This is a genomic window from Desulfurivibrio modestus, assembly GCF_044068625.1.
Taxonomy (GTDB): Bacteria; Desulfobacterota; Desulfobulbia; order Desulfobulbales; family Desulfurivibrionaceae; genus Desulfurivibrio.
Window position 1 is genome coordinate 1 of the sequence record NZ_JBIPKH010000002.1, and the last position, 17,110, is coordinate 17,110.

The 17,110-nt window shown below is 60.7% G+C and carries 16 protein-coding genes and 1 pseudogene; 12 read left to right on the plus strand and 5 right to left on the minus strand.

Features of this window, described 5'->3' with window-relative positions; genetic code table 11:
* Positions 1-114 precede the first annotated feature (114 nt).
* From ACHHRT_RS01655 to ACHHRT_RS13825, 3 genes and pseudogenes are all read left to right on the plus strand, one after another.
* The gene (locus ACHHRT_RS01655; protein ID WP_395497038.1) at positions 115-537 is read left to right on the plus strand and encodes a (deoxy)nucleoside triphosphate pyrophosphohydrolase; all 423 of its coding nucleotides are present in this window, start codon (positions 115-117) and stop codon (positions 535-537) included.
* Positions 534-1,893, plus strand: a pseudogene (locus tag ACHHRT_RS01660) (DEAD/DEAH box helicase family protein); the annotation flags it as partial. The gene ACHHRT_RS01655 and the pseudogene ACHHRT_RS01660, both read left to right, overlap by 4 nt.
* Before the next feature lie 52 nt (positions 1,894-1,945).
* Complete coding sequence (locus tag ACHHRT_RS13825) at positions 1,946-2,236, plus strand: DUF3427 domain-containing protein (RefSeq protein WP_462348127.1); 291 nt, start codon at positions 1,946-1,948, stop codon at positions 2,234-2,236.
* 31 nt (positions 2,237-2,267) lie between these two features.
* Here ACHHRT_RS13825 and ACHHRT_RS01665 read toward each other — a convergent pair whose 3' ends face one another.
* Positions 2,268-2,891: a LysE family translocator gene (locus ACHHRT_RS01665; RefSeq protein ID WP_395497040.1), complete on the minus strand. Its 624-nt coding sequence runs from the start codon at positions 2,889-2,891 to the stop codon at positions 2,268-2,270.
* Positions 2,892-3,376: 485 nt separating this feature from the next.
* On the opposite strand from ACHHRT_RS01665, the gene ACHHRT_RS01670 reads away from it, so the two are divergent.
* Both ACHHRT_RS01670 and ACHHRT_RS01675 read left to right on the plus strand, forming a co-directional pair.
* A complete protein-coding gene (locus ACHHRT_RS01670) occupies positions 3,377-3,592 on the plus strand; it encodes a hypothetical protein (protein ID WP_395497042.1) in 216 nt (71 codons plus the stop codon).
* Between the two features lie 55 nt (positions 3,593-3,647).
* Positions 3,648-3,956, plus strand: coding sequence for a hypothetical protein (locus ACHHRT_RS01675; protein ID WP_395497044.1), 309 nt, complete (start codon positions 3,648-3,650; stop codon positions 3,954-3,956).
* 77 nt (positions 3,957-4,033) lie between these two features.
* Here ACHHRT_RS01675 and ACHHRT_RS01680 read toward each other — a convergent pair whose 3' ends face one another.
* Positions 4,034-6,175, minus strand: coding sequence for a U32 family peptidase (locus ACHHRT_RS01680; protein WP_395497046.1), 2,142 nt, complete (start codon positions 6,173-6,175; stop codon positions 4,034-4,036).
* 110 nt (positions 6,176-6,285) lie between these two features.
* Here ACHHRT_RS01680 and ACHHRT_RS01685 point away from each other — a divergent pair, with 110 nt between their 5' ends.
* Together ACHHRT_RS01685 and ACHHRT_RS01690 are read left to right on the plus strand one after the other, a co-directional pair.
* Positions 6,286-6,876 (plus strand): ABC transporter ATP-binding protein, encoded by a 591-nt coding sequence (locus ACHHRT_RS01685; RefSeq protein WP_395497048.1) that lies wholly within the window; start codon positions 6,286-6,288, stop codon positions 6,874-6,876.
* Positions 6,873-7,664 carry an ABC transporter permease gene (locus ACHHRT_RS01690; protein ID WP_395497050.1) on the plus strand — a complete coding sequence of 264 codons (792 nt, stop codon included), beginning with the start codon at positions 6,873-6,875 and terminating at the stop codon, positions 7,662-7,664. The genes ACHHRT_RS01685 and ACHHRT_RS01690 overlap by 4 nt, the downstream gene beginning before the upstream one ends.
* Here the strand turns inward: ACHHRT_RS01690 and ACHHRT_RS01695 are convergent.
* The gene (locus ACHHRT_RS01695; protein ID WP_395497052.1) at positions 7,657-9,726 is read right to left on the minus strand and encodes an ATP-binding protein; all 2,070 of its coding nucleotides are present in this window, start codon (positions 9,724-9,726) and stop codon (positions 7,657-7,659) included. The genes ACHHRT_RS01690 and ACHHRT_RS01695 overlap by 8 nt on opposite strands.
* 139 nt (positions 9,727-9,865) lie before the next feature.
* Between ACHHRT_RS01695 and ACHHRT_RS01700 the strand changes: the two genes are divergently transcribed.
* Positions 9,866-10,366, plus strand: a complete 501-nt coding sequence (locus ACHHRT_RS01700) for a ferritin (RefSeq protein ID WP_395497054.1) — start codon at positions 9,866-9,868, stop codon at positions 10,364-10,366.
* Positions 10,367-10,382: 16 nt separating this feature from the next.
* On the opposite strand, the gene ACHHRT_RS01705 is transcribed toward ACHHRT_RS01700, so the two are convergent.
* Both ACHHRT_RS01705 and ACHHRT_RS01710 read right to left on the minus strand, forming a co-directional pair.
* Entirely contained in the window at positions 10,383-12,020 is a 1,638-nt protein-coding gene (locus ACHHRT_RS01705) for an ABC-F family ATP-binding cassette domain-containing protein (protein ID WP_395497056.1), read from the minus strand.
* A 150-nt stretch (positions 12,021-12,170) separates the two neighbouring features.
* Positions 12,171-13,151: a LysR substrate-binding domain-containing protein gene (locus ACHHRT_RS01710; protein WP_395497058.1), complete on the minus strand. Its 981-nt coding sequence runs from the start codon at positions 13,149-13,151 to the stop codon at positions 12,171-12,173.
* 136 nt (positions 13,152-13,287) lie between these two features.
* On the opposite strand from ACHHRT_RS01710, the gene ACHHRT_RS01715 reads away from it, so the two are divergent.
* From ACHHRT_RS01715 to ACHHRT_RS01730, 4 genes are all read left to right on the plus strand, one after another.
* Positions 13,288-13,821 (plus strand): hypothetical protein, encoded by a 534-nt coding sequence (locus ACHHRT_RS01715; protein ID WP_395497060.1) that lies wholly within the window; start codon positions 13,288-13,290, stop codon positions 13,819-13,821.
* 183 nt (positions 13,822-14,004) lie between these two features.
* Positions 14,005-15,795, plus strand: coding sequence for a YcaO-like family protein (locus ACHHRT_RS01720; protein ID WP_395497062.1), 1,791 nt, complete (start codon positions 14,005-14,007; stop codon positions 15,793-15,795).
* 28 nt (positions 15,796-15,823) lie between these two features.
* Positions 15,824-16,225, plus strand: coding sequence for a M67 family metallopeptidase (locus ACHHRT_RS01725; RefSeq protein ID WP_395497064.1), 402 nt, complete (start codon positions 15,824-15,826; stop codon positions 16,223-16,225).
* A 33-nt stretch (positions 16,226-16,258) separates the two neighbouring features.
* The gene (locus ACHHRT_RS01730) at positions 16,259-17,110 is read left to right on the plus strand and encodes a glycosyltransferase family 2 protein (RefSeq protein ID WP_395497066.1); all 852 of its coding nucleotides are present in this window, start codon (positions 16,259-16,261) and stop codon (positions 17,108-17,110) included.

Below are 17,110 nucleotides of genomic sequence, written 5' to 3' on the forward strand. Positions count from 1 at the left end.
AACTTAACTATTTTACTCAATATTGAGTAAGCTCAAGCGCTAAATTGAGTAAAAAAATGAGTAAATTGAGTAAACACCTGGAAGGGTAGGGTGTCATTGCCGGGAGATCTGTTTGTGAAACCTGAAGGCTTGCATCATTTGCAGGTGGCATGCGCCATAATTGAAGATAAGGGCCAGGTGCTGGCGGCCCAGCGGAGTGCGGCCATGAGTCTGCCCCTCAAATGGGAATTTCCCGGCGGCAAGATCCGGGTCGATGAAACGCCGTCCGCGTGTCTGCACAGGGAACTGGCGGAGGAGCTGGGAGTGCGGGTTGATATTCTGCGGGCCATGCCGCCGAGCACCCATCACTATCCGAACTTTGCCGTCACCTTGCATCCCTTTGTCTGCACTCTGGCCGGGGGTGAATTGCGTAACAACGAACACGCGGCCCTGCGCTGGCTGCCGCCGGATGAACTGCCAACCCTGGACTGGGCCGAGGCCGATCTGCCGATTATCGCCGCCTACTGCCGTGAACAGCAGCCTGGTGGGCCAGTATGACCGGCCCTAAGCTCAACGCCGGCCTTTACGATGCCCTCCTGGATGAATCCCTGCGGGATCTTCTGACCCTTTCTCCCGAACTGCGTACCATTCTGGGCAAGCTTGATCCCGAAGAAGAACCCGCCCGCTATGCTGCTTTTCTGGCCCAGGTGGTGGAGCAGGCACTGCGGGAGGAAGCCGATCCGGAGCAGCGCCGCCGGCTGTGTAATCAAATTATCTCTCTGCGTTTCCTACGACACCGAGCGGACCCGATTGCACGCCAAGGCCTATCATTTCAAACGCCATTCCGGCTTTGCCACTGCCTATATCGGCTCGGCCAACATGTCCCACGCCGCCATGACCAGCGGCCTGGAGTGGAACCTCAAGGTCAGCGCCCAGGACATGGCGCATATTCTGGAAAAGTTCACCGCCGAATTTGAGACCTATTGGCACAGTCGAGAGTTTTTGCCCTTCGACCCCGCCGATCCGCTGCCCCTGCGCAACGCCACTGCCCGGGCCCGCAACCAGGGCGGGGCCACCTCGCCCCAGGTCTTTTTCGATCTTCAGCCCCATCCCTTCCAGGAACGTATTCTGGAAGCCCTGGCCCGAGAGCGCACCAGCCGCGACAGTTGGCGCAACCTGGTCATCGCCGCTACCGGCACCGGCAAAACGGTAATTTCCGCCTTCGATTACCAACGCTTCCGCACCGCCAACCACAAGCAGGCCCGGCTGCTCTTTGTCGCCCATCGCCAGGAGATTTTGCAGCAGGCCCTGGCAACCTTCAGAAACGTTCTCCGGGATCAGAACTTCGGGGAACTGCTCACCGGCAACTTCCAGGCCCAGCGCCTCGATCATCTTTTTTGTTCGGTGAGGATGCTCACCAGCCGCCGCCTCTGGGAACAGGTGGGAGCCGACTTTTACGATTACATCATCGTGGACGAGGCCCACCACGGCACCGCTACCAGCTACCGGTCGCTTTTCGATGAGTTTTCGCCGCAAATCCTGTTGGGGCTGACCGCCACCCCGGAACGGATGGACGGCGGCAACGTGGCCGCCGACTTTGGCAATCGTTTCGCCGCCGAAATCCGCCTGCCGGAGGCCCTGGAAGAAAAACTGCTCTGCCCCTTTCATTACTTCGGGGTGGCCGACCCGGTGGCCCTGGCCCATGACCGTTTCTGGCGCCAGGGGAAATACAACGTCAATGAGCTGGAAAAAGTCTATACCGGCTCCCATATCCAGGCCAAACAGCGCTTGGAGGCTATTCTCGCCAATCTGTATCGTTACGAGCCAAACCCCGAGGCCATCAAAGGGGTGGGTTTCTGCGTCAGCATCAAACATGCCCAGTACATGGCTGAGATGTTCAACCAACGGGGCATTGCGGCGGTTGATAACCTTCCAGAAAACCGAAAAGGAGTTCTCCCCCAGCACCATGTACGCCGACTACCCCATCAGCCGCCAGCTGCTGCATTGGGAGTCCCAGGCCACCACCAGCCAGCATTCCCCCACCGGCCGCAACCTGACCGACCATGCTGAGCGAGGCTACACCATCCTGCTTTTCGCCCGCGACCAGAAGAAAAGCAACAACTGTACCGTCCCGTTCACCTATCTTGGCCCGGCTAACCGGGTAAGCTTCGAAAGCCAGCGGCCGATCAGGATGGTCTGGCGCTTGCTGCATCCCATGCCGGTGGTAATGTTCGAAGAAAATCGCCGGGGTGGGTGATAATTGGTCCATTAATTTCGTTGAAAACTGCCTACCAGCCAAGGCTCCACAACACCCGCAGGGCCACCAGGCCCAGCAGCAGGGCGAACAGCAGATCCAGCCAGCGGTGAAAGCGGAGAAAGCGGGCTCTGGCCATGGTGGTGGAGAGCAGCAGCGCCACCAGCACATACCATAAGGTGTCGATGGTCATGGCCAGTAGGGCCATCAGCCCTTTGCTGGTCAAGGTGTGGCTTGGGCCGACAAACTGGCTGAACAGGGCGATGAAAAAGAGGCCCACCTTGGGGTTGAGGAAAGCGATCAGAAAACCATCCCGCCAGGCCGGGGTCTCGGTTCGGCCGTTGGCGGGGGAGGGGGGCGCCGCCTTTTTCCAAGCCCCCATCCCGGCCTTGCCGGCCAGAAAGAGCAGGTAGATGGCTCCGGCAATTTGCAGCAGCCTCAGCAGGGTGGGAATCGCCAGCAGGATGGCGGCAATACCCAGCACACTGAGCAGGGCATAGATCCCGATCCCCAGGCCGTGGGCCCCGGCGGCCATCAGCCCCTGGCGGCGGCCGCCATGGATGCTGTGGCGCACGATCACCGCCAGGCTTGGACCCGGCGACATGGCCCCCAGGATGCAGATCCCGGCCAGGGTCAGCCAGTCGCTCCAGAGTTGCATCAGCAACAATCCCCCATCATCTCCATTATTATCAAACTGAAAAGCCGTTGCTGTTCAGCGCCGTCGCGGCCCAAGCTGCCCCATCTTCATTAAAAGCGCAAGCAGTTTAATCCCCCAGGCCAGGCAATCGCCCTGCAACAGGTTTGCAACGCAGAGGTGTTGCATTGGGGTGTTGCATGCCGCACGTTTGCGGTGGCGTTCGGCGGCCACACTTGGGGGCCCAGTTTTTCCTATTCTGTTTTTTCTTCCCGATCCAGCGTGATTATTTTGATTTTGCCACAGTTGTGTGGGGCGAAGTTTCCTTGCCTGTGGTTTATGGAAAAAATATCCAGCAAAATTAGGACTTTACCTCTTTGGTTTCATGTTTTCCGGGGTCGAGGCCGCAAAATTATCTCCAGGTTGGCACGGCCCGTGCAAACTACACTGGTCAAACGCTGGCCATGAAGAGAATAGATACAGCAAGACAAATAGATAAGGAGGACGCCATGAAGAACGCAACGAGGATTGGACAGGAAAAGGTAGAGACCCGCATCGATCGCAACGCCATCGCCGAGGGTGCCGGACAGGCTGGAATCGGAATCATCGCTATCCTGGCCGCTTTGATCGGGGCCTGGGGGCTCGCCTGCCTGGTCGGGGGAGTCGTGGAAGCCGGAGCGGCCGAGATGGTGCGCGGTTTGGTCACCGCGGTCACCGGACGCTAGCACAAACAAAAAATAACAGTACTTAACAATAATAACTAAACCGGAGGACAGGACAATGAAAGCCAACAATCAAAAAGGAAATGCTCGGGTAATGCTCACCATGATGGTGGGTTTGGGCGGAATCATCGGAGTCTGGGCGGTGGGGACCGTGGTCTTCGCGCTCTCCCAGGCCAACTGGCAGGTTTCCGAGCTGCTCCGCAGCTACCTGGTGGCCACGGGCGCCATCGGCGAATTCCAGACCCTGGTAGATTTCTACACCCACATCAAGGGCGTTGAATATATCATCTGCCTGGCCTTCCTGGTGGCCTTCCCCGCCTTCTTCAAGTATGTAAACCGCCCCACCGCGGCGGTGGCCAACCGTTAACAAGCGACTATCTCAATAGCTCAGAGCAGGAAGAGCGAATCCGGGGGGGTAACCCTCCCGGATTTTTTTTTAGCTCTTTACTTCAAACCCCGGAAGAAGTTGAAGGAGGTGGTTGCCGGCAGGGGTTGATCGACGGCCAGGGCACCGAGGATTTGTCGACCTTTGGGGGAGTTGGCCCCGCAGTGGCTGAGATCGGCCAACAGTTCACCGGCCCCCCTGCTCCTGATTAGGCCAAGAGAACCGGCCAGGGAGAAATCCTCCTCCCCCTGCACTTCGGTGAGGCCATGGCCGGCAAGGATCCGATACCCTTCCCCCTTGTCCGAGCGCAGCACGCTGCCCGACCGCACCCCTTTAAGCGGAATCCGGGAGATCAGTATCGGCAGGGGACTGTAAACGGTGGTGGTCAACGGCAGCCCCAATCGCCAAAGGGCGGCCATATTCTCCTGTTCATCTTCCAGGTTGAGGGTCAGCCGGGCCAGGCCCAACTCCTGCCAGGCCAGGGCCGCTTGCTGGTTCATGGTGTAGCAGCGGAAGCCCCCCAGCAGCTGGAGGCCATCCAGGCCGGCGAAGAGGGGCAGATGGCCCAGATTGCCCAGCCGGAAGGTCCGGTAGCCCCGGCCGGCCAATATCCGCACCGCCCGTCGGTACTCCTCCCACTCCTCGCTGAAAAGCAGAGGGGGAATCTCCCAGCCCAGCCGTTCCCGGTTCTTGCCTAGCCGCCCCTCCGCCCGGGACAGGGCGCTGAGGTTTTCCGAGGTCAGGGGCAGTTCCAGGCTGGAGACCTGGGGGTTGTCCAGCAGGTCCAGGTCCGCCAGGCCCCGGCCCCGGACGGCAAAGGTGAGGGGGGCGGGATTGGGGGCGATTTTCTCCTGTTTGCTGATTTCATTCAATTCGGTCAGGGCCAGGGCCCGGCGGCGGGCCAGCTCCTCCTCTTGGGCGGCGACAGGTTCCGCTGGGGAGACGGCCGCCAGCTTTTGTCGGCAGGCTTCGGGGCTTAAAAGAAAAGAGATTTTACCCCCAACCTTGAATACCGAGTCGCCCGGTTTGAAAAAACCGGCCCGGGGCGGAATCGGGATCTGGACAAAGTCACCGGCCCGGGCGGCCTTCACTTTCTTGCTGCCCACCACGATCTCCCGCACCGTAAAGCCGCTGCCGGCCTGATCATTCTGGGGTTGGATTCGGATCCGGTCGCCCACATGCAACCGGTCGGCGCTGGCGAAACCCACCAGGCCGCCCCGCAGGGTGGTCACCTCGCCCAGGTGGCGGCCCAAGGCACCCTTGCGCTCGGCATCCCCCAGGCCGGTGGGGACAAACCCGGTCAGGAACCCCTTGGTGGGCTCCCGGCCAAAGGAGAGTTCCAGTTGTTCGGCGGCTTGCCCCAGGGCTTCCTTGCGGGCATTGGCCGGAGCGTCCAGTGCCCGGCGGTAGGCCGCCACCACCCGGGCCACGTAATCGGCGCTTTTCATCCTCCCTTCGATCTTGAAGCTCATCACTCCGGCGGCGCTCAGTTCGGGCAGCAGCTCCAGGGCGGAGAGGTCGCTGGTGGAGAAGTGGTAGCCGGGCTGTTCGCCCAGGTAATAGCGGCGGCGGCAGGGTTGAGCGCAACGGCCCCGGTTGCCGCTGGCTCCGCTGAGGGCGGAGGAGAAAAAGCATTGGCCGGAAACGGAAAAGCAGAGGGCGCCGTGGACAAAATGTTCCAACTCCAGGTTGCTTTGCTGCCGGATCCTGGCGATCTCCGCCAGGGAAAGCTCCCGGGCCAGCACCGCCCGGCTGAAGCCCATTCGCTCCAGCATCTTGACCCCGGCGCCGTTGTGGACGGTCATCTGGGTGGAGGCGTGCAGCGGCAGGTCGGGGAAATGGCGGCGGGCCAGGCGCCAGACCCCCAGGTCCTGGATGATGATACCGTCGCCGGCCATCCCCTCCAAGGCGGCCAGCAGGTCGATGAGCCGGGGCAGTTCCTTCTCCTTGAGCAGGGTGTTGAGGGTGACGTAAAGCCGGCGACCCTGCTGGTGGGCGTAAGCGGTCATCCGTTCCACCTCGGCCAGGGTGAAATTCTTGGCCCGGGCCCGGGCGGAAAATTCAGTTAGCCCGCAGTAAATCGCGTCGGCCCCGTTCTCCAGGGCGGCGAAGAAGGCCTCCAGGCTCCCGGCCGGGGCCAGCAGCTCGCTGGTTGGGGTTCGTTTTTCCCGGTCGTTCCTGTTTTTTTGCTGTTTGCCCATTATTGCCGGCCCTTTGGAAAAGGTTTGAGAAGTTGTGGCCATGGGGATAACTTACTTCCGGCCATCGGTCAATATCGGCTTACAAACAAGAACGGGAGCGAACTGAAAAAATGTTGCGCATGGAAGGGCTCCGGGTGCGGGAGGTTACCCTCGACCTGGTGATCAAACGGGGAGAGGTCGTCTGTCTCTCCGGCCCCTCGGGGAGCGGTAAATCCCTGCTACTGCGGGCGATTGCCGACCTGATTCCCCATGAGGGCCGGGTGGTTTTTAACGGTGAGGAGTGTGCCGGGATGCCGGCCCATCTCTGGCGGCGGCGGGTGGGTCTGTTGCCGGCGGAATCCCAGTGGTGGGCCGACCGGGTGGGGGAGCATTTCAATCAGCCGATGACGGCGGAGTTGGCTGCCCTGGGGTTCGGGCCCGAGGTGCTGGAGTGGCAGGTTGCCCGCTGTTCCACCGGTGAACGGCAGCGGCTGGCGATTGTGCGGCTGCTGGCCCAGGCTCCGACGGCCCTGCTGCTGGATGAACCCACCGCCAGCCTGGATCAGGCCGGGATCGCCCGGGTGGAGGAGTTGATTGATCGTTATCGCCGGCAGCGGCAGGCCCCGGTGTTGTGGGTAAGTCACGATCCCGGCCAGGTGGCCCGGGTGGCCGACCGCCACCTGCGGCTCGACGGGGAACGGGTGGCGGAGGTGGGCTTATGAATCTCATCGTGCTCAGCTATACCGATCTGCTGATCGCCGCCGGACTGATTGTGCTTTTGGCTGCCCTCTCGCTGCTCTTGAAGTTGCGGGTGGAGGGACAGTTGCTGCTTGCCGGGGCGCGGACCACCATCCAGTTGCTGCTGGTGGGTCTGGTCTTAAAGGCCCTGTTCGCCCATGTCAGTTTAAGCTGGGTCAGCCTGATGGCCCTGGTGATGCTGCTGATCGCCGGCTACGAGGTGATGGCCCGGCAGAAAAGGCCGTTCAGGGGGGCTTGGGGCTATGCCTTGGGGACCGGGGCGATGTTTATCTCCTCCTTTGCCACCACCCTTTTCGCCCTGCTGGTGATCATCGGCAACGAGCCCTGGTACTATCCCCAGTACGCCATCCCCCTGCTGGGGATGATGCTGGGCAACACCATGACCGGCGTGGCCCTGGCCCTGGATCGTCTGACCAATTTCGCCTGGCAGCAGCAGGCCGTGATCGAAACCCGGCTGGCTTTGGGCCAGGAGTGGCGGGTGGCCATTAGGGAGAGTGTGCGGGAGAGTGTCCGCATCGGCCTGATCCCCATCATCAACGCCATGGCCGCCGCCGGGGTGGTCAGCCTGCCGGGAATGATGACCGGCCAGATCCTTTCCGGCACCCCACCCATGGAGGCGGTGAAGTACCAGATTCTGATCATGTTCATGATCACCGCCGGCACCGGCTTCGCCATTCTGCTGGCCACCTGGCTGGGAGGGCGGCGGCTCTTTGATCAACGGCAGCGACTAAGGCTGGATCGACTTAAGTAAGCTCGGTTGGGTGGGGATTAGCCGGCAGGTCCACGGTGGCGGTGGTGTACTGGCCGGGGACGCTCTCCAGGTAGAGCTGGCCGTTATGGTCGCGGACCAGCCCCTTGCTGATTCCCAGCCCCAGGCCGGTGCCCTCGCCCGGGGGCTTGGTGGTGAAGAGGGCGTCGAAGACGTGATCGATGGTGTCCTGGTCGATGCCGATGCCGTAATCGGTGATGGTGGTGCGGATAAAGGAGCGCTCCTGGATGGTTACCAGGCGGCTTGCGATCTTGATCCGTTTGTCGGGGTGGCGCTCCTGGTAACGGACGTTGAGGGCGTAACGGGCGTTGCTCAGCAGATTGAGGAAAACCTGGTGCAGGTGCTGGGGGTTGCCCCGCAGGGGGGGCAGATCGTCGGGAATCTCCACCTCCACCCGGATCCCATCCTTTTCAAACTGATAGAGCAACAGGGAGATGCAGTCGTCGATCACCTCCTGGATGCTCAGATCCTCCACGATCTCGTCGCGCTGGCGGGCAAAGGAGAGCAGGTTCTTGACGATGGCCGCCACCCGCTCGCTCTCCTTGATGATCCGGGGAAGAATCTCCCGCTCGGTGGATTCCACCTCCGGGTCAATCTCATCCAGCAGGATCTGGCTGTAGTTGATGATCCCGTTGATCGGGTTGTTGATCTCGTGGGCCACCCCGGCGGCCAGCTCCCCCAGGGCGGCGAACTGCCCGGCCCGCACCGCCTCGCTGCGATGCTGCTCCTCGTCGGTGATATCCCGCAGGATCAGGATAAACTGCAGTTTACTCCCATGTTGCATCTGGCTGAGGGAGAAGGCCAGGGGGAAGAAGGAGTCGTCCCGGCGTTGGCCGTTTAAAGGGCGGTTGCTATTCATTGCCTCGCCCAGGGCGTCGACCAGTTGGTCGGGATCGGTGGCGGCGGGAAAGCGGATCAGAAAATCGATCCGGCGGCCGGTAATCTCGGCGGCGGAATAGCCGAACATATTTTCGGTGGGGGTGTTGACCGATTCGATCACTCCCGCCTCATCCATGATCACCAGCCCGTCCCGCATATGGTCGATGATTGCCTGCAGCCGGGCTTCCGCCTGCTCCTTTTCCCGGATCGAAGAGGTGATCCGGTAGGACCCCAGGAAGATGCCGAGCAGGCCGAGGAGCCACAGGGCCCAGTGGACGATGGCCACCACCGTCAAACTTTCCCGGTAGAGGTTGTGGAGCAGGGCGATGGGCACCGACACGCTGATCCCGCCGCGAATGTCGCCGGCGATGTAACCCTGGCCGGCGTGGCAACGCAGGCAGCCATCCTCGGTGACCATGGGTCGCATCAGCCGGAAAAAGGGTTCACCATCGATCTCTTCGACGATCCAGGCTTCCCTGCGGTCGCCGCGTTCAAACTCTTCCAGCACCTCCCGCTCCCAGGCATCGGCGGTGTTACCGGCCCAGAGGGGATCTAGGCTGGTAATATGGCCCCGGGGCCCGCCGGTACCGGTCTGCATGTCGTAAACCTGGCGGATCATGTATTCGGGGTTGACCAGGGTCAGGACCCGGCCGGTATCGGTGATCACCGTGCTGTCCGGCACCAGGTGCTCCAGGATCGGGTTGGGACGGGAGGTTTCGGTGACCGGGACGAAAACCCCCTCCTGGTTGGCGGCCCAGCGGTAATAGAGCAGGTCCTTGTCGAAGATGGTGCTGGCTTCGCTCATTGCCACGGTGTGGATTCTCTGCCGCTCCTTGTCCTTGAACCAAAGCAGGGAGCCGCCGATCAGCACCGTCCAGATAAAGACCACGATCAGGGAAAAGAAAACCGGCCGGGCGTGGGACTGGGTGGCGGCTTTCTGCTCGTTGATCTGGCTTTCCAGGAAGCCGCAAAGCAGGGCGGACAGCAGGGCGAACACCACGCCGACGATCACGTGAACGCTGTCGAAGTAGGAGATTTCCGGGTGAAGAACCAGGCCGATCAGGGCGCTGAGATTGGCGAGCAGACCTATGACCAGGCCATAGGCGAGATAGCGGCCGGCCACCGAAAAATAGCGTAGGGCATTGATAGGGTTCAGGTAGTCCATCTGGAAGCCAAACTACCACCGGTGAGGAGGGGGCGCAAGCGGCTGTTTTATTTTTTTGCAGTGGCCCAACCGGCTATTTTAAGCTAATAATGATCACTGTTGATCACCTTTCCCCAATCAAGCAGAAAGGAGGTACCAAATGTTCAGTAAAAAGATGGAAAAAAGTCTCAACCAGCAGGTCAATGCCGAGCTTTACTCTTCTTATCTTTATCTGTCGATGTCGGCATATTTCAGCGAGATCAACCTGGCCGGCTGCGCCCACTGGATGCGGTTGCAGGCCCAGGAGGAGTTGCTCCACGGGTTGAAGATCTATGACTACATCAATGAGCGGGGAGGGCGGGCCCTGCTGGCCAGCATCGAGGCGCCGCCCCAGAAATGGGATTCGCCGGTGGCGGTTTTCGAGAATGTTCTGGCCCATGAGCAAAAGGTGACCGGGATGATCAACAAGCTGGTTGATCAGGCGATCAGCGAGAAGGATCACGCCACCAACAACTTTCTGCAATGGTTCGTGGCCGAGCAGGTGGAGGAGGAGGCCAGCGCCAACGAGGCCCTGCAGAAGATGAGGCTGGCGGCCAAGGAGGGGGGTCTTTTTATCCTGGACCAGGAGCTGGCCAGGCGGGTGCTTACCCCCGCCGCTTAGCCGGCTCCCCCAAGGATTAGAGACGCAGATCCACCTGCCCCTGCCACAGGCTTTCCCGCAGGGCCGTGATCTCGGGGTCCTCCAGGTAGTCGTCGAAATTGATCCGTTTGTCGATGATGCCGCCCGGGGTGATCTCGATGATCCGATTGGCGGTGGTGGCCACCAGTTGATGGTCGTGGGAGCTGAAGAGGATCACCTCGGGAAAGGCGATCAGGCCGTCGTTCAAGGCGGTGATCGATTCCAGGTCCAGGTGGTTGGTGGGTTCGTCCAGAATCAGGGCGTTGGCCCCGCTGAGCATCATCCGGGCCAGCATGCAGCGGACCCGTTCCCCGCCGGAGAGGACGCTGGTCTTTTTCAGGGCCTCGTCGCCGGAGAAGAGCATCTTGCCCAGAAAGCCCCGGGCGAAGCTTTCCCCCTCGGTGTCCGGGGTATATTGCCCCAGCCATTCCACCAGGGTCATGTCGTTGCTGAAAAAGGAGCTGTTATCCTTGGGGAAGTAGGAGGTGGTCATGGTCACCCCCCAACGGAACTCGCCCCGGTCCGGGGTCAGCTCCCCGGTGAGGATCTGGAACAGAGTGGTTTTGGCCAGGGAGTTGGCGCCGATGAAGGCGATCTTGTCTCCCTTGTGTACCGTCAGGTTGAAATTTTCCAGCACCGTCGCCCCTTCCAGTTCCTTGCCCAGGCCCTTGGCCTCCAGGAGGATGTCGCCGCAGGGCCGGTCAGGCTTGAAGAGGATAAAGGGGTATTTGCGCGAGGAGGCGGGCAGCTCCTCCACGGTCAACTTTTCCAGCAGCTTCTTGCGCGAAGTGGCCTGCTTGGCCTTGGAGGCATTGGAGGAGAAGCGCTGGATAAATTCGCTCAGCTCCTTGGCTTTGGCGGCGGTTTTGCGGTTTTCATCCTGCTTCTGTTTGAGGAAGAGCTGGCTGGCCTGATACCAGAAGTCGTAGTTGCCCACATAGGTGCGGATTTCGCCAAAATCGATATCGGCGATGTGGGTGCAGACCTGGTTGAGGAAATGGCGATCATGGGAAACGATGATCACCGTGTTCTGGAAGCGGAAGAGGAAATCTTCCAACCAGGTGATGGACTTGAGGTCCAGGTGGTTGGTGGGCTCGTCCAGCAGCAGGATGTCGGGATTGCCGAACAGGGCCTGGGCCAGCAGCACCCGCACCTTGTCGCCTCCTTCCAACTCCTTCATCTTTTTGGGGTGGAACTCCTCGGGGATGCCCAGGCCTTTGAGCAGCACCGCCACCTCCGATTCCACCTCGTAGCCGTTCATCTCGGCGAATTCGCCCTCCAGCTCTCCGGCTCTTATGCCGTCGGCGTCGGAAAGTTCCGGTTGGGCGTAGAGGGCGTTACGCTCGGCCATCAGCTCGAAAAGACGCTGGTGGCCCATCACCACCGTGTCGAAGACGGTCTCTTCGTCGAAGGCGAACTGGTCCTGGCGCAATACCGCGATCCGTTCCCTGGGCCCGACGATCACCTCGCCCTTGTCCGCCTCCTTCTCACCGGCCAGGATTTTGAGAAAGGTGGATTTGCCCGAGCCGTTGGCCCCGATCAGGCCGTAGCAGTTGCCGGGGGTGAACTTGATGTTGACCTCTTTGAAGATAATCCGCTTGCCGTAGGCGAGGGATATGTTGGCGGTACTGATCATGCTGGCTGTTCCTTGGCTTTGAGATGCGAGCAGACGGGCGGGGCCGGTCTTGACCGGTTCCGAGGGGACTGGCTCAGGTTATGGGGCGAAACCGGCCAATATACGCAAATTTTGGGGATCTGGCAAGCAGCTTTTAGGCCAAAATCGGCCTCACGCGCTTTGCCGGGGGGGCGAGCCCCCTTTGAGCAGGGTTTCCTGAAGGGTCCAGGGTGAGGTGAGGCAGGCATGGCCATGTTCGCCGCCTTTAATTCGAGAACAGAAGGTGACGAACTCCCGCATCAGGTTGGTGGTGGTTTTGTTTTTGTAGTGGATGATCTGGAGGGTGCGCCACATGTTTAACCCCTGCACCCGCAGGGCAACCAGCCACTTTTCCTCCAATTCCCGGCAAACGGTGAGATTGGAGACGCAGCCCACCCCCGCTCCCGCTTCCACCGCTTTCTTGATCGCCTCGGTGTGGCCCAGTTCCATGCTGATTCGCAGCCGGGAGAGGTGACCGGCCAGTTTCTTCTTGAAGATCTGGGCGGTGCCGGATCCCTGTTCCCGCATGATCCAGTCGCACTGTTCCAGGTCGCCCGGCACCTTGAAAACAGTCTTGCCGGCCAGGGGGTGGGAGATGCCGGTGATCACCACCAGCTCGTCCTGGAGCCAGGGGTGGGTTTCGATCTGGGGGCTGGTGACCTCGCCCTCGACAAAACCCAGATCCGCATCTCCTTCCATGATCATGGTTTCGGCGTGCCGGGTGTTGCAAACCAGCATATTGATCGAGGTGGCGGGGTGCAATTTTTTGAAGGCCCCGATGAAGTAAGGCAGAACATAGTTGCCGATGGTGGAACTGGCCACGATTCGCAGGGACCCGGCCACCCCTTGCCCGTTTTCGCTCAACAGTGATTCCACGCTGTTTGCCTGGCCGAGAATATCCTTGGCAATGGGCAACAGGTAGCGACCCCGGTCGTTGATCAGCAGGTTGCGGCCCCGGCGGTCGAAGAGGGGGCCGTTGAGCTGATTCTGCAGCTCGCTCAGGGCCATGCTCACCGCCGACTGGGTAAGCCGCAATTTGGTGCTGGCCTTGGTAACCTGCCTGGTTTCGGCCACCGCCATGAAAATTTCCAGTTGCCGTAATGTTATACTCATCCAGTTCGCCCTATCTTCAGTAAAATTTATGTTAATTATTAGGATAATGCATTTTTATTTATTGTTGGCATTGGCTATGGTGTCAAGCGAAAAGGTGTCAAAAAGATGCAGGATCACCAAGAATCAGGAGAAAGCCATGAATACACAAAAGTGTTTGGTCGATGATTCGGCTCCCATCACTCTGAAAGAGGTGATTCGGGCACGCTCAAATCCTGTTCACCAGACCGAGTTTCACTGGTTCGAACCGCCGGTCCCCACCCTGGAGTCGTGGACGGCCCAGCCTTCCCTGGAGGCTCAACTCTGTCTACAGCGGAAATTTCCCCGTTTCTCACCCCGCCGTAAACTCTATGTGCTGCATCGGGAACTGGGGCGGGTGGTCAATCTGGGCATGGGGGGGCTCTGCTTCACCTACTTTGATGATCCCAATCGGCAATCGCCGCTGCCCCAGGAGGGCCTGCTGGTCACCGCCGACAATCATTATCTGGAAGGTTTACCCTTCGAGGTGATCGCCGACCTGGTGGTAATTCCCCATTACCATGGAAAATACCGGGTCAGAAAGCGCTGTGTGCGCTTCGGCGAACTGGAAGATGAGCAGGTGGATAGGCTGGAGAACTTCATTCTCGATAACGCCCATATTCCCCAGTTGTCGACCAAGATTGCCCGGAGTTGATCACCGACCCGGCCTTTTTTCCCTTGTGGAGGCCGGGCCTCCCTTTTCCAGCGGCCAGCATCTGGCCGCTTTTTTTTGCCTGCTCCCCCTCATACCACTTTGTACTATAAATACTTGACAAGCTGGCACGGCTTGGGCATTTTCATGTTCCGTTGAACAACCCCATTGAAAGCAGCCCGGAGGATGAAGATGCGCCAAACCGCCAGCCGCCCGCCCGTTCCCGCCCCGATCACCTACGGGGATTGCCTCAAAAGTTATACCTACGATCAGGACAAGGTCTGTACCCCCGAGGAGACCATCGCCAAGCTGAAGCAGCGTCTGGCCGAGGTCAAACTCGATATTTTGAATGATGTGCGCCGGGTGGACAGCGGCCGGTTGGATATTCCGGTCTATTTCAGCGTCTGCGGCCGGGAAGCCTTCGAGGTGATCCGCAACAAGAAACAGCTGGGCAAGGGTTGCACCCCGGCCCAGTCCCAGGCCAGCGCCTGCATGGAACTGATCGAGCGCTTCAGCTTTTTCAGTTTCCGGCAGAATCCGGCCAACTTCATTCGGGCCACCCATGCCGAACTCAAGGCCGAGGGGTTGCCCCTGCTCCCCCTGTCGGCCCTGCTGCAGTCGGTTCACGATGAGACCACCTCCGAGGGGACCCTGGAACAGTTGATCGCCGAGATCCCCATCCGCTGGGCCTGGGCCACCAATCTCAACCGGGGCGAAATGGTCCTGGTGCCCTTCTCCTGGTTCTACGCCATCAATGAATTCAATGGTCCCTCCGCCGGCAACTCCTACGAGGAGGCGATTCTCCAGGGCCTTTGCGAGATTGTCGAGCGCCATGTCTGCGCTTTGGTGACCCGCGAGCGGATCAAGGCTCCGCTGATCGATCCCGCCTCCATCACCGATCCGGTGGCCGCCGAGTTGCTGGCCAAGTTCACCCGCCACGGGATCAAGGTCTATCTCAACGATTTCAGCCTGGATACCGGGATTCCCACGGTGGGTGCCCTGGCCATCGATCCCTCCACCTTTCCCGAAACCAGCGAGATCGTCTATACCGCCGGCACCACCCCGGAACCCAACAAGGCCCTGATCCGGGCGCTCACCGAGGTGGCCCAGCTATCCGGGGATTTTCATACCAAGTCCAACTACCTGGCCAGCGGCCTGCCCAAGCCGCTCTCCCTTAAGGAGGTTGATTACATCACCGATCCCGGCCGGAGCGTGCGACTCGATGGGTTGCCCAATCTGGGCGATAACAACATGAAGGTGGAGATCGACCGTTGCCTGGCAGCGTTAAGCAAACTGGGAATGGAGGTGCTGCTGATCGACACCCGGCATCCGGAAGTTCAGATTCCGGCGATCTACACCATTGTGCCCGGGGCCCATTTCCGGGAGCGTTCCAACAGCAAAAACGCCGGGATGTTCGCCGCCAAGCTGGCCCACGAGCAGATTGGTGATCCCGAGGCTCAGATCAGGCAATTGAATAAGATGGGGGCCATCCTGCCCGAGGCCTACTTCATTGAATTTTTCCTGGGCAAGAAGAAGGCGGCCATGGCCCGTTACGATGAGGCCATCGGCCATTTCAACCGGGCCTTAGAGCTGCGCCCCGAGGCCGAGGATCTGCCCTATATCTACTCCTTCATGGGGGAGTGCCTGAAGGATATGGCCCGCTACGATGAGGCCATCGGCGTGCTGCGCCGGGGCATCGAGCTGGATGAGGAACGGCCCGATATCCATAATCTGCTGGGTTTTTGCCACTATAAGTTGGCCGATTACGAGACCGCGGTCACCCACTTTTCCCGCACCATCGATCTGGAGCCGGGCTCGGCCATCGATTTCGCCAACCTCGGCGTTAATCTGCGCAAGCTCAACCGGACCCAGGAGGCGGCCCGCAACTTTAAGATCGCCCTGACCATGGACCCCTATCTGGAACTGGCCCGCACCCACCTGGACGAGATGTTCGCTGAACAGGAGCAGGCTGCTTAGCCATTGTTTTAGCCAAGGAATTGCCGCAATGATTTTGCCGATTGCAGAAAAGGTCATCACCGCCCTGCTGGCCCATGGCCGGCGGGATGAGCCCAACGAGGCCTGCGGCTACCTGGCCGCTCGCGACGGGGTGGTCTGCCGCCATTTCGAGTTGACCAATATCGATGCCGCCCCCGATCACTACACCATGGACCCGGCGGAACAGTTTGCCGTCATCCGCCAAATCAGGGCCGAGGGGTTGCAGCTGGTGGCGGTCTATCACTCCCACCCCGCCACCCCGGCCCGTCCCTCCCTGGAAGATCTTCGCCTGGCCCATGATCCCAAGATGGTTTATGTTATTGTCAGCCTGATGGCGGGGGTGGCTCCGGTGCGGGCTTTCAAGATCAATGCTGGCGTCGAAACCGAGGTGCCCCTGCGGGTGCTTACCTGAATCGGTGCCGGGCCGTAACCCCGATGGGAACAGATGAGACCCGGCTACAGTTGCATTATTCCCACCCGTGATCGCCGGGCCATGGTCCAGGAGGCGGTGGCGACGGTGCTGGCCCAGGAGCGGCCGGCCGCCGAGATCATCGTGGTCGACGATGGTTCCCGCGATGATACCATGGCCCGGCTGGCCGCCCGTTTCCCCCAGATCCGGCTGGTCCGTCTCGATGGCCGGGGACCGGGGCCGGCCCGCAATGCCGGGGTGGCGGCGGCTTCGGCCGAGGTGCTGATGTTTCTCGATTCCGACGACCATTGGCGCCCGGATCATGCCGGCCGGCTGCTGGCCGTTCTCGAACGGGGTTTCGCCGTGGCCTACGGTCCGACCCATAATATTGATCAGGTCAGCGGCGGGGAATTTGCCATCCCAGCCCCGGGGGAGGAGATCGAGGGGGACTGTTTCGCCGCCCTGCTGCGCTGGTGTTTCCTGGTCCCCTCCTCGGTGGCCGTGACCCGGGCGGCCTTCCATCGCTGCGGCGGTTTCAGTTCGGGGGAGCTGGGGGAGGACTGGGTTTTTTTTCTGAAACTGGCCGGAATTTATCCCTTCGGTTTTGCCGCCGGCCCACCGCTGACCACCCGCCGTTTGCACCGGGAGAGCCTTTGCCGACTGGTTGACCCGGACCGCCTGATTGCCGGCCTTCGCCATTTGGAAACTCTTTTTGACCCCGAGAGTGATGTGGGTAGACCCCTCTTGCCGCCGGAGCTTGCTCGCCGCCGCCAGGCCAGGGAGCGCTTTGCCGCCCTGGCCCGTTGGACCGAGGCCCGAGCCGGTGCGGCGGGCTGGGCCTCGATCCAGGAGTGGTATCTGGCCCTGCGGCGGGAGAAGATGGTGTGA